The organism is Pseudomonas sp. RGB (genome assembly GCF_007713445.1).
Taxonomy (GTDB): Bacteria; Pseudomonadota; Gammaproteobacteria; order Pseudomonadales; family Pseudomonadaceae; genus Aquipseudomonas.
Map to the genome: position 1 here is coordinate 16,275 of NZ_VMSH01000007.1, position 13,064 is coordinate 29,338.

The window sequence follows — 13,064 nt, forward strand, 5'->3', positions numbered from 1 at the left end:
AGTGGGGCAGGGCGGTTTGTGGGCGATGATCGAACGCAAGTTGGCGGGCATGCCTGCATCGGCTGCCCGCCCTTGGGAAAGTTACAGTCGAGATTCAACCAGGCGGGTCAACGGAAAGGCAGGCAGGTACAGCTGGAACGCGAGCGTCAGTACCACCATGACCACCAGAAACACCAGTTGCCAGGGGCTCCAGTAACTCCAATGCAGGCCGCTGATCCACGGCCATCTGGCATTGAAGGATTCGTCGACCGTGCCCATGCGCCGGTGGCTGAACAAGTGGATCAGGATCATGCCCAGGTACGTCACTATGCCCATCACGCCGAGCAAAAAGCCGAACATCACCAGCATCCCCACTTGCGGAATACCGTGGCGCAGAACCAACCAGTATTGGCGTGGGTTGAAGCGTTGGGGCAACAGCCTCTCGCTCAGCCATAGGTCGGCAACGAGGAATCGCGAGGTGATGGCGGCCCAGCCCTGAGTGAGGCGTATGGCGACGACGGTCGGCAGGAAGGTCATCAACATGAAGATGAAGAGTTCGAGCGGCACCGGGCCTTTTTTCAGGTGAATGGAGGCCACGCACGTGGCAATGGCCAGCCCGCCCCACACCCTGCCCCAGGTTTGTCCGGAGACCGGGCGCGGCAAAAATTTTCGCCAAAAAAATACATCGGGTTGCGGCAGGCGCTCCAGTAACGACGGATAGCGCCAGGCAAACTTTTGCGACAGTTGCTGGCACGCGTTCCACTGATCATCACCAAACTGGGACACCAAACGGAGCTGTTCGGCAGTCGGCATCCGCGTCAGCAGCAAGCGTGCGGGCAAGTTGTCGGGTGCGTTGCGCGGGCCGTTGTGGGCTTTTTCCAACAGGGTGTCGTAGAAACTCTCCTGTTCGCAGCGTTCAACCAGGCCCCGCCACATCCACTCGGGCTCGGGGTGCAAGCCTTTCTGGTCATCCCAGCCAAAGACCTGGCAGACGCGCTCAAACAACGGCACGCTCCACGTGGTGTCGTGGAGCAATTGCAGGACGATGCGCTGCCATTGTTGTTGCAGGTCGAACACGCGCAGCCAGGGTTGCTGGTTGTAGGCTTTAAGCAGGTTGACGAACTCGCGCTCGGCCTTTTGCTCCAGCTGTTCCTGCAGCGCCTGGCGATACGCCTGCAGCAGCTCGCCGCTTAGCGCCTCATGTTGCCAGGGGCTCATCGCCACACGTTGCCAAGGCGTCAGCCATTCCAAGTGCTGCACCGCCCAGGCGGCAATTGCCGCACGCTCACCGGGGGCATCGAAACAGTGGCGCAGCAGAGCTGCCTGGAACGCATCGGCGCAGAGTTGATGCTGGGCCTGTTCCCAGCGCTCGTCGAGGGTGTGAGCGCCCAGCCCGTTGATCAGCGCTTGCGCGCGCGTTTGCTCGGGCGGCAGGTCGAACAGGGCTGGGCTGACGAGGCGAGTATCGTCAAACTGCGCGTATTCATGCGGGTTGCCGTCGGCCAGTTCGGCCACTGGCGCGTCGATGACTTCGACCTCTTCGTCCTCATGCTCGGCCCGCCAGCGCGCGATATGCAGCGCTTGTTCGTAAGCCTCGCGCAGGCGCTGGAAACCCTCGGCGTCGTCGTCCGGGCGGCAGCTTTTCAGCAGCCGCGCGTAAGCACGCTTGATGGTGCGCTCGTCGGCATCGTCCGCCAGTTGCAACACTGTCCAACAGTCCATGTCGTTCTCTCTCAGCGCCAGAACCCGTTGTCGAGTTGCTCAAGTTGGCGGGTAAGTTCGCTGCGGGCCTCACGGATGCGGCGTTCGTCCTGGGTGTCGAGCACTTGCTGGAACTGCGCGGCCCAGTGCCCGAGTTGCTCGCGCAACTCGCCGAGGTTTTCCTGGTAGAGCCGTTCGAGGCGGGCGGTCAGCACGGTGTTGACCTGCTGGTCGCGCGGGTGGATTTTCAACAGCGCCAAGGCTTGCAGGCGTTGCTGGATCTCCTGCGGGCTAAGCACGCCGGGGTTGTTCTCGATCACCAGTGAATGCTGCTCGCCGGTCAGCGGAATGTTCACCTGGGCCTCGAGCAAGCCGTTGTTGTCGTAGGTGAAGCGCACGTCCAGCGAGACCTCGCCGGCCTTGCGCTTGGGCACGGGAATTTCCAGCTGACCCAGTTCGATGTTGTCTTTCACCAGACGGCTTTCGCCTTGGTAGATTTTCAACAGCACGCGGGTCTGGTCGTCGTGGAGGGTGACCACACTCTTGACCCGGCTGACCGGCACGCTGCTGTTGCGCTCGATCAGCGGCAGGTAATGCCCGCTTTCGATATGGCCGCCATATTGGTTCGAGGTTTCGATGCCCAGGGTGTACGGGCAGACGTCGGTCAGCACGATCTCTTCCAGCGCTGCCGAACGGGCCTTGAGTGCAGCCTGAATCGCCGCGCCGTGGGCGACCACCTGGTCTGGATCGAGGCTGATGGACGGGAAGCGCCCGAACAAGCCAGCGGCCAGTTTGCGCACCAGCGGCATGCGCGTGGTGCCGCCGACCAGCAGGATTTCATCCAGGTCGCCGACCCGAATCCGCGCATCGCGCAGGGCGCGCTCAATCGGCGCGCGCAGGCGCTCCAGCAAGGGCGTGTAAAGCTTGGCGAGTTCAGCCTGGGTGAGGGTTGTGGCCCATTGCTGGCCGTCAACGCGCAGGACGAACTCGGCGCTGTCGTCCTGGCCCAAGGCTTTGCGCACCCGCTCGGCTTCGCGGCGCAGGGCTTGCAGCACCGTGCTGGTGGGCGGGAAGCCCTGGGCATTGCGCTGGCTGTCGACGAAGTGTTCGAGCAATAAGGTGTCGAAATCTTCGCCGCCGAGGAAGTTGTCGCCGGCGCTGGCGCGTACTTCCATCACGCCATCGAACAGCTCGATGATCGACACGTCGAAGGTGCCGCCGCCGAGGTCAAACACCAGGAACGAGGTTTCCTTGTCACGCTGGTGCAGGCCGTAAGCCAGCGCGGCGGCGGTGGGTTCGTTGATGAGTTTTTCAACGTTGAGCCCGGCCAGTTCACCGGCGATGCGCGTGGCCTTGCGTTGGCCGTCGCTGAAGTAGGCGGGCACGCTGATCACAGCCTCAGTGACGGTTTGGCCGTAGGTGCGCTCGATGTCTTCTTTCAGGCTTTTGAGCACCAGCGCCGAGAGTTCTTCGGGGCGGAACGAGCGGTCGCCCAGGCGCACTTCGGTGGCACTGCCCATGTAGCGCTTGAACAGCGAGGTGGTCAGGTGCGGGTGGGTGTGCAGGCGTTCCTTGGCGGCTTGGCCCACCAGGATGCGGCCTTGGTCATCCAGGCCGACCACACTCGGGGTCAGCAACTGGCCAAGGGCATTGGGCACCATTTCGGCAGCGTCACCGCGCCAGACGGCGGCCAGGCTGTTGGTTGTGCCCAGGTCGATTCCTACGATCATTACGACAAGCTCCCTTTGTGGTCTGTAAGAATCTGTAACCAATTTTACCCTGAAAGGTTCCGCAGAAAGCAAGGCAAGCCCGTTTCTGGTTGTGAGCGGGCGGGTTGTGAACGGGGATGGTTGTGGCGAGCGGGCTTGCCCCGCGTTGGGTGGCGAAGCCGCCCCAATTCAGGCGCCGCGTAGTGCCAGATGGAAATTGGTCGCCTGGTACGGGGCCGCTTCGCGCCCCAACGCGGGGCAAGCCCGCTCGCCACGAGGAGAGGAGGGTTATCACCAGGCATAAAAAAACCGCTTCCGGTGAGGGAAGCGGTTTTATCTACAACAGGACGATTAGAACAACTTCAGTGCCGGTGCCTCTTCTTTCACAGGCTCGTTCTTCGCGGTCTGCTCGTTCCAGCCTCCACCGAGGGCCTTGTACAGGTTGACCTCGCTGTTGAGCTGCGCCAGACGGTCGGTGATCAGCGATTGCTGGGCACTGAACAGCTGGCGCTGGGCGTCGAGGAACGTCAGGTTGCTGTCGACACCAATGCGGTAGCGACGCTCGGCCAGGCGGTAGTAATCCTGGTTGGCCGCGACGAAGCCACGCTGGGCGTCCAGTTGCTGCTTGTAGGTCGCACGCGCGGCGAGACCGTCGGAGACTTCCTGGAAACCGGTCTGGATGGCCTTCTCGTAGTTGGCCACGTTGATCTCTTTCTGGATCTTCGAGTAGTCCAGGCTTGCGCGCAGGCTACCGGCGTTGAAGATCGGGATGTTGATCTGTGGCGCAAACGACCAGGTGCCCGAACCGCCCTTGAACAGGCCGCCCAGAGTTGGGCTGGCAGTACCGGCACTGGCGGTGAGGCTGATGCTTGGGAAGAACGCTGCACGCGCCGCGCCGATGTTGGCGTTGGCGGCCTTGAGGTTGTACTCGGCTTGCACAATGTCGGGACGACGTTGCAGCAGGTCCGATGGCAACCCGGCTGGCACTTCGCTGAGCAGGTCATCCGACAGCGGCTTGCTGGCGATATTGGCCGGCAAACCGGTGCCGAGCAGCAGGGTCAGGCTGTTTTCGTCCTGGGCCACCTGGCGTGTATAGCGCGCCAGTTGCACACGCGCGTTTTCCACCGAGGTGCGCGCCTGGCTGAGGTCGAGGGCCGAGGCCACGCCGACTTCGTTGCTGCGCGAGGTCAGCTTGTAGCTCTGCTCGAATGCACCGAGGGTGTCCTGGGTCAGCTTGAGCAGTTCCTTGTCGGCCTGCCAGGTCAGGTAGGCGTTGGCCACACTGGCCACCAGGCTGATCTGGGTGCTGCGCCGCGCTTCTTCAGTGGCGAAGTACTTTTGCAGTGCTTCTTCGCTGAGGCTGCGCACGCGGCCGAACAGGTCCAGCTCATAGGAACTGATCCCCAGGCCCGCCGAGTACTGGCTGGTGATGCCCGCTTCGCCGGTCTGCGACAGCTTGGCCGGCGTACGCGTGCGGCTGCCGCTGCCAGTGGCCGAGATGGCCGGGAACAGGTCGGCACGCTGGATCTGGTACTGCGCCGCATAGGCGTCGATATTCAGGGCCGCGACACGCAGGTCACGGTTGTTGACCAGCGCGGTCTGGATCAGCTGCTGCAGGGCAGGGTCATGGAAAAACTGCTTCCAGCCTTGCTCGGCAGCGGCCTGGCCCGGCGCCTGGGCCGACGAATACGCCGGCCCCTGCGGGTACTGCGCTGCCACCGGCGCTTCGGGGCGCTGGTAGTCAGGTATCAGCGAGCAGCCACTGAGCACGAATGCCGTGACGGCTAGGGAAAGTAGCGACTTGCTCATTGGCCAGCCTCTTTAGGAGTTTCAGTAGTGTCCGTCTTTTTGTTGCGCTCGCCAGCAGACGACACGGTTGCAAAGAACAGTGGCACCCAGAAGATCGCCAGAACGGTGGCGGTGATCATACCGCCAATTACGCCGGTACCGATCGCGTGCTGGCTGCCTGAGCCGGCACCGGTGGAAATCGCCAGGGGCAATACGCCGAGCATGAACGCCATGGACGTCATGATGATCGGCCGCAGACGCATGCGAGAGGCTTCGATGGCCGACTCGACAATACCTTTGCCCTGCTCGTGAAGTTCTTTGGCGAATTCCACGATCAGGATGGCGTTTTTCGCTGCCAGACCCACCGTCACCAGCAAGCCCACCTGGAAGAACACGTCGTTGGACAGCCCGCGCATGCTGGTGGCGATCAACGCACCGATCACACCCAGCGGCACCACCAGAATCACCGCAATCGGGATCGACCAGCTTTCGTACAGCGCTGCCAGACAGAGGAACACCACCAGCAGCGACAGGGCGTACAGCGCAGGTGCCTGGGAGCCGGACAGGCGTTCTTCATACGACAGGCCGGTCCAGGCATAACCGACACCCGCCGGCAGGTCCTTGGCAATGCGCTCGACTTCTGTCATCGCATCGCCGGTACTGTAGCCAGGTGCCGGAGTACCGAGGATTTCCATCGCGGCTACACCGTTGTAGCGCGAGAGCTTCGGTGAACCGTAGATCCACTTGCCCGACGAGATGGCCGACATTGGCACCATCTTCCCGGAGGTGCTGCGCACGAACCATCTATCCAGGTCTTCCGGGGACATCCGGCTGAAAGCATCGCCCTGCACATACACTTTCTTCACGCGACCACGGTCGATGAAGTCGTTGACGTAGCTGCCACCCAGGGCGATGGCCAAGGTCTGCTGAATGTCTGACAGGCTGATGCCCAGGGCGCTGGCCTTCTCGTCGTCGACGCTGAGCTCGTACTGCGGTTCATCGTTCACGCCGTTGGGACGCACACCTGCCAGGATCTTGCTTTGTGCCGCTGCACCCAGGAACTGGTTGCGCGCAGCCATCAGCTTGTCGTGACCGACGCCGCCCTGGTCTTGCAGGAATACGTCGAAACCGGTGGCGTTACCCAACTCCAGAACCGAAGGCGGCACGATGGCATACACCATGGCGTCCTTGAACGTCTGAGAGAAGTAAGTCTGGGCGCGCTTGGCAATTTCGAATACCGAGTTGGATGCGTCGCGCTCCTCCCATGACTTGAGCATCACGAAGGCCAGGCCAGAGCTTTGGCCACGGCCCGCAAAGTTGAAGCCGTTTACGGTAAACACCGATTTTACGCCTTTGCCTTCGCCTGGCTCGCCTTCCTTGTCGTTCAGCAGGTAGGCACGCATGTCGTCAATGACGGTTTGCGTGCGCTCCGCCGAAGAACCGACCGGCGTCTGTACCTGAGCGAAGATCACGCCCTGGTCTTCATCGGGCAGGAACGCGGCGGGGATGCGCATGAACAGCCAGATCATGCCGGCCAGGATCAGCGCATAGACCAGGAACGCCGGAATCTTGTGCTTGATCATGTTGCCGACGCCGCGTTCGTAGCTCAGTACGCCACGGTCGAAGGTGCGGTTGAACCAGCCGAAGAAACCGCGCTTGGGTTGGCCGTGCTTTTCCGGGTCGATCGGCTTGAGCATGGTTGCGCACAAGGCCGGGGTGAAGATCAGGGCAACCAGTACCGACAACGCCATCGCCGAAACAATGGTGATGGAGAACTGTTTGTAGATCACACCGGTGGAACCGCCGAAGAACGCCATCGGCAGCAGTACTGCGGACAACACCAGGGCAATACCCACCAGGGCGCCCTGGATCTGGCCCATGGACTTGACCGTCGCCTCTTTAGGCGACAAGTGCTCCTCGGCCATCACTCGTTCGACGTTTTCCACCACCACGATGGCATCGTCCACCAGCAAGCCGATGGCCAGGATCATGCCGAACATGGTCAGGGTGTTGATGGTGAAACCGAACGCAGCGAGGATCCCGAAGGTACCCAGCAATACCACCGGTACGGTCATGGTGGTGATGATGGTGGCGCGGAAGTTCTGCAGGAACAGGAACATCACCAGGAACACCAGCACGATCGCTTCGACCAGGGTGTCAACCACACCGGAGATCGATTCGGTCACCACCGGGGTAGTGTCATACGGCACCACCGCCTTCATGCCTGGCGGGAAGAACGGTTCCAGGGACGCCACGGTGGCGCGGATGGCCTTGCCGGTGTCCAGAGCGTTAGCACCGGCCGCCAGCTTGATCGCCATGCCGGATGCCGGTTTGCCGTTGAACTGTGCCGCGATGCTGTAGTTCTGACCGCCCAGCTCGATACGGGCGACATCCTTCAGGCGTACCTGTGAGCCGTCGGTATTGACCTTCATCAGGATATTGCCGAACTGCTCTGCAGACTGCAGGCGGGTCTTGCCGATGATGGTTGCGTTCAACTGGGTGCCGGGCACGGCAGGCAAGCCGCCGAGTTGGCCGGTAGCCACCTGCACGTTCTGTGCGGAGATCGCGGTGCTGACATCCACTGGCGTGAGCTGATAGTTGTTCAGCTTGGCCGGGTCGAGCCAGATGCGCATGGCGTACTGCGAGCCGAACACCTGGAAGTCACCTACACCGGCGGTCCGCGAAATCGGGTCCTGGATGTTGGACACGATGTAGTTGGACAGGTCGTCCTTGGTCATGCTGCCGTCTTCCGACACCAGACCGATTACCATCAGGAAGTTCTTCACCGACTTGGTCACGCGGATACCCTGCTGCTGCACTTCTTGCGGCAGCAGTGGGGTCGCCAGGTTCAACTTGTTCTGCACCTGAACCTGGGCGATATCCGGGTTGGTACCCTGGTTGAACGTCACGGTGATGGTCATGCTGCCGTCGGAGTTACTGTCCGAGGAAACATAACGCAGGTTGTCGATACCGTTGAGCTGTTGCTCGATCACCTGCACCACGGTGTCCTGCACGGTTTGTGCAGACGCGCCTGGGTAGGTCACCTGGATGTCGATGGCGGTCGGCGCAATGGCCGGGTATTGGTTGATGGGCAACTTCAGGATCGACAGTGCCCCGACCAGCATGATCACTAGGGCAATTACCCAGGCGAAAATGGGACGGTCGATAAAAAATTTCGACATGGATTACTCCCCTTTACCAGCATCGGCAGCAGGCGCTGCGGCAGTGCCGGCGGGTTTGGCGTTGTCTGCGTCCTTGACCTTGACTTCGATGCCCGGCTTGATGAATTGCAGGCCTTCGGTGATCACGCGGTCACCGGCGTCCAGGCCTTTTTCCACCAGCCAGTAGGCGCCGGCAGTACGGTTGGCGACCAGCTGACGTTGCTCGACCTTGTTGTCCTTGTTCACGATCAGCGCAGTCGGGATGCCCTTGAGGTCACGGGTCACGCCTTGCTGCGGGGCCAGAATGGCCTTGCTGTTCACACCGGCTTGCAGCTGGGCGTGGACGAACATGCCTGGCAGCAGGGTGTGATCAGGGTTCGGGAACACGGCGCGCAGGGTCACGGAACCGGTGGTCTGGTCGACCGAAACTTCGGAGAATTCCAGCTTGCCGTCGTGGCCATAGGCGCTGCCATCTTCCAGGGTCAGCTTGACCTTGGCGGCATTTTCGCCGGCTTTTTCCAGCTGGCCGCTTTCCAGGTCACGGCGCAGTTTCAGCATTTCAGCCGAAGACTGCGTGACGTCGACATAGATCGGGTCCAGTTGCTGGATGACGGCCATGGCATCGGCCTGGCCATTGCTGACCAGTGCGCCTTCGGTGACCGAAGAACGGCCAATACGCCCGGAGATCGGCGCGAACACTTTGGTGTAGCGCACGTTGATCTGGGCGGTTTGAACGTTTGCTTCGGCAGTCATGCGGTTAGCGACGGCAGTGTCGTATTCCTGGCGGCTGACGGCTTGCTCATCGACCAACTGCTTGTAGCGGTCGGTGATGGACTTGGTCTGGGTCAGGCTGGCTTGTGCGCTTTTCAGGGTCGCGTCATACACCGATGGGTCGATCTGGTAGAGCTGTTGCCCTTCCTTCACGTCGGCGCCTTCCTTGAACAGACGCTTGAGAATGATGCCGTTGACCTGAGGCCGAACTTCCGCAATGCGAAAGGCGGTGGTGCGCCCCGGCAATTCGGAGGTCAGGGTAAAGGCTTGCGGTTGAATGGTGACCACGCCGACCTGAGGGGTTTGAGCGGGCGGAGCCGCTTCTTCCTTTTTACATCCGCTGAGCAGCGATGCCAGGGCGACGGCAGTGACCAGAGCGGTAACAGCTGGCTTAAGTTGCATGAAGATCCTCGGGTCAGGCGCGCAGAATGCGCACAAGAAGTGTGGAAGGGTAAAAAACAAGCTGTGAGTAGATAAGTAGCTTGCTACGCAATATACTTACGTTCATGGTTGTTTGTAAACTCTTGACAGGCTTCGCGGAATGCTGACAAAGCAGGTCCAAAAGCCTCGATTTTAGTACGTTCGGCGCCCATGACGGTGTCGTCCCACAATTATTTAGATGATCGTTACCGCCTATTAAAGCTGCGTTACCGATAGTCCCAAGTGTTCTGATTGAGGTTTTACTGCCATGGTTCGTCGCACCAAAGAGGAAGCTCAGGAAACGCGCAGCCAGATTCTCGAAGCCGCCGAACAGGCCTTTTATGAGCGCGGCGTTGCGCGTACTACGCTGGCGGACATCGCGGCGCTGGCCGGTGTGACGCGCGGTGCCATCTACTGGCATTTCAGCAACAAGTCCGATCTGCTCCAGGCACTGCTGGACACGCTGCACGAGCCCCTGGACGAACTGGCCCGGGCGAGTGAAAGCGAGGATGAAGTCGATCCGCTTGGCTGTATGCGCAAGCTGTTGATTCATTTGTTTCATCAGGTGGCCCTGGACCCGAAAACCCGGCGCATTAATGAGATTTTGTTTCATAAGTGCGAGTTCACCGATGAAATGTGTGACATGCGCCGCCAGCGCCAGACCCATAGCTTGGAATGCAATCTGCGTATCGGCCTGACATTGCGTAACGCGGTCCATCGCGGGCAGCTTCCGGAAAATCTCGACACCACCCGTGGTGCGGTGTGCATTCATGCCTACATCAATGGGCTGATCGGCCAATGGCTTCTGGTGCCCGACAGCTTTCAGTTGCATCAAGAGGCTGAGCGCTGGGTTGATGCAGGGCTGGACATGCTGCGCCTGAGCCCTAGCCTGCGCAATTAAGACAAAATGCGTAATTGCGTCCAGTTGTGTCAACAGCAAAGACAAGCGACAGTCGATCGTCCTTGCGCCTGAAAGGTGGGGTGACTTTATATACGGGCTGGCGGCCGGTTGATAGGTAGCCGCCTAAGTATTTTGTAGCAATATTGTTGCAAGCTTGTGAAGGAATGTTTCTAAAGCTGGCGCAAATCAACATGTTGGGGTGGCTTGGGTGGGAGCCGGGCTTGCCCGTGATGCAGACACCTCGGTACGCCAGAGGCACCGCAGTGATGCTATCGCAGGCAAGCCTGCTGCCACATTCAATCTCCGGTATTGCAGCGCGCAGTAAAAAGCCCCGGTTCCTGCGAACCGGGGCTTTTGCGTTTCAGACGATCAAAGCGCCAGGGTTGGGTAGTCGATGTAGCCGACCGGGCCCTTGGCGTAGAAGGTTTCCGGGTGCGCTTCGTTCAGCGGCGCGTCGGCCTTCAGGCGGGCTGGCAAGTCGGGGTTGGCAATAAACGGTACGCCGAAGGCCACCGCGTCTGCCTTGCCCGAGGCCAGCCAGGCATTGGCGCTGTCCTTGGTGAAACGTTCGTTGGCGATGTAGGGGCCACCGAAGGCTTTTTTCAGCTGTGGACCGAGGCTGTCGCCGGCTTCTTTTTCACGCGAGCAGATGAACGCGATGCCACGCTTGCCCAGTTCGCTGGCGACGTAGGTGAAGGTTTCGGCCAGGTTGTCGTCGCCCATGTCATGGGAGTCGGCACGCGGTGCCAAGTGCACACCCACGCGGCCGGCGCCCCAGACGTCGATGGCGGCGTCGGTCACTTCCAGCAGCAGGCGCGCACGGTTTTCCAGGGAGCCGCCGTAGTTGTCGGTGCGCTTGTTGGTGCTGCTTTGCAGGAACTGGTCGAGCAGGTAACCGTTGGCGCCGTGGATTTCCACGCCGTCAAAGCCTGCGGCCTTGGCGTTTTCGGCGCCGACGCGGTAAGCGTCAACGATATCGGCGATTTCAGCGGTTTCCAGCGCACGAGGCGTCGGGTAGTCGGCCAGCGGACGCACCAGGCTCACGTGGCCCTTAGGCTGGATCGCGCTGGGTGCCACCGGGGTTTCGCCGTTCAGGTACGACTCGTGGGAAATACGTCCGACGTGCCACAGTTGCAGGAAGATCTTGCCGCCCGCGCCGTGCACGGCCTTGGTCACATTGGCCCAGCCGCGTACCTGGTCGTTGGACCAGATGCCCGGGGTGTCCGGGTAGCCCACGCCCAGCGGCGTCACGGAAGTGGCTTCGCTGAGGATCAGCCCGGCAGACGCGCGTTGCACGTAGTACTCGGCCATCAGCGCGTTGGGTACGCGGCCTTCATCGGCACGGCAGCGGGTCAGCGGCGCCATGATGATGCGGTTGGACAATTGCAGGTCGCCCAGTTTGATCGGATCGAAAATAGTCGTCATGGGATAACACCCTTCTGTTTAAGTGGATTGATCAGTTGGTCGCAGGGGCCAGGTCGGCATCGCCGCTCTGACGGAAAGTAATCAGGGTCACCAGCAGGGCCAGAATCGCCAGGGCCGCAGCCGCCAATGGCACGCTGGTCAGGCCGAAACCATGGGCAATCACACTGCCGCCGACCCAGGCGCCGAGGGCATTGCCGATGTTGAAGGCGCCGATATTCAGGGTGGACACCAAATTCGGTGCGGCCTTGCCGAAGGTCACCACGTTGATCTGCAGCGCCGGTACGGCGGCGAACGAGGCGGTGGCCCACAGGAACAGGGTGATTTCAGTCGGGATCACCGCGACGCTGGTCCAGGTCAGCACCGTGGACACCACCGCCATGCTGATGAACACACCGATCAAGGTGGCCGCCAGGCGTTTGTCCGCCAGCTTGCCGCCGATGATGTTGCCCACGGTGAGGCCCAGGCCGATCAGCAGCAGGGTCCAGGTCACGCCTTTGGGCGACACGCCGGTGACGTCGCCCAGCAGCGGCGCGACGTAGGTGAAGAGGGTGAACATGGAGGCGGCGAACAGCGCGGTCATGGTCAGCGACAACCAGATGCCGGCACCTTTGAGGGCGGCCAGTTCGGCACGCATGTCGAGTTTTTCTTCGTCACGCTTGGCCGGCAGAAAGCGGATCAGGCCGATCAGCGCCACAACGCCGATTACCGTCACGGCCCAGAAGGTCGAGCGCCAGCCGGCTTCCTGGCCCAGCGCGGTACCCAGCGGCACGCCAAGCACATTGGCCAGGGTCAAGCCGGTAAACATCAAGGCGACCGCGGATGCTCGTTTATTGGCCGGCACCAGGTTGGCGGCGACCACCGAGCCGATACCAAAGAACGCACCGTGGCACAGCGCGGTGACCACACGGGCAAACATCAGCACGTTGTAGTCACTGGCCAGGGCGCAGAGCAGGTTGCCGACAATAAAGATGCCCATCAACGCTACGAGGGCGGCCTTGCGTGGCAGCTTGGCGGTGGCCAGTGCCATGAAGGGGGCGCCGATGGCCACGCCCAAGGCGTAGCCGGTGACCAGCCAGCCGGCGCCGGGAATCGACACGCCCAGGTCCGCCGCCACATCGGGCAGCAAGCCCATGATGACGAACTCGGTGGTGCCGATGGCGAAGGCGCTGAGGGCCAGTATGAGTAGCGAGAGGGGCATTGGCGTTTCCT

At 61.3% G+C, this 13,064-nt stretch carries 8 protein-coding genes; 1 reads left to right on the top strand and 7 read right to left on the bottom strand.

Annotated elements, in window-relative coordinates; genetic code table 11:
• Window positions 1-81: 81 nt before the first annotated feature.
• The 5 genes from FPT15_RS16125 to FPT15_RS16145 all read right to left on the bottom strand — a co-directional run bounded on the left by FPT15_RS16125 (window position 82) and on the right by FPT15_RS16145 (window position 9,511).
• Window positions 82-1,701, bottom strand: a complete 1,620-nt coding sequence (locus FPT15_RS16125; protein WP_145162767.1) for a J domain-containing protein — start codon at window positions 1,699-1,701, stop codon at window positions 82-84.
• A gap of 11 nt (window positions 1,702-1,712) precedes the next feature.
• Entirely contained in the window at window positions 1,713-3,410 is a 1,698-nt protein-coding gene (locus FPT15_RS16130; protein ID WP_145162769.1) for a molecular chaperone HscC, read from the bottom strand.
• Window positions 3,411-3,740: 330 nt separating this feature from the next.
• Complete coding sequence (gene adeC / locus FPT15_RS16135; protein WP_119738870.1) at window positions 3,741-5,198, bottom strand: AdeC/AdeK/OprM family multidrug efflux complex outer membrane factor; 1,458 nt, start codon at window positions 5,196-5,198, stop codon at window positions 3,741-3,743.
• Complete coding sequence (locus FPT15_RS16140) at window positions 5,195-8,359, bottom strand: efflux RND transporter permease subunit (RefSeq protein ID WP_145162770.1); 3,165 nt, start codon at window positions 8,357-8,359, stop codon at window positions 5,195-5,197. The genes adeC and FPT15_RS16140 overlap by 4 nt, the downstream gene beginning before the upstream one ends.
• A 3-nt stretch (window positions 8,360-8,362) precedes the next feature.
• Window positions 8,363-9,511, bottom strand: a complete 1,149-nt coding sequence (locus tag FPT15_RS16145) for an efflux RND transporter periplasmic adaptor subunit (protein ID WP_145162772.1) — start codon at window positions 9,509-9,511, stop codon at window positions 8,363-8,365.
• 286 nt (window positions 9,512-9,797) lie between these two features.
• Between FPT15_RS16145 and FPT15_RS16150 the strand changes: the two genes are divergently transcribed.
• A complete protein-coding gene (locus tag FPT15_RS16150) occupies window positions 9,798-10,430 on the top strand; it encodes a TetR family transcriptional regulator (protein ID WP_027604391.1) in 633 nt (210 codons plus the stop codon).
• Between the two features lie 369 nt (window positions 10,431-10,799).
• On the opposite strand, the gene FPT15_RS16155 is transcribed toward FPT15_RS16150, so the two are convergent.
• A complete protein-coding gene (locus FPT15_RS16155) occupies window positions 10,800-11,855 on the bottom strand; it encodes an alkene reductase (protein WP_145162774.1) in 1,056 nt (351 codons plus the stop codon).
• A 31-nt stretch (window positions 11,856-11,886) separates the two neighbouring features.
• On the bottom strand, window positions 11,887-13,053 hold the full coding sequence (locus tag FPT15_RS16160) for an MFS transporter (RefSeq protein WP_017137251.1): 1,167 nt from the start codon (window positions 13,051-13,053) through the stop codon (window positions 11,887-11,889).
• Window positions 13,054-13,064: the final 11 nt, after the last annotated feature.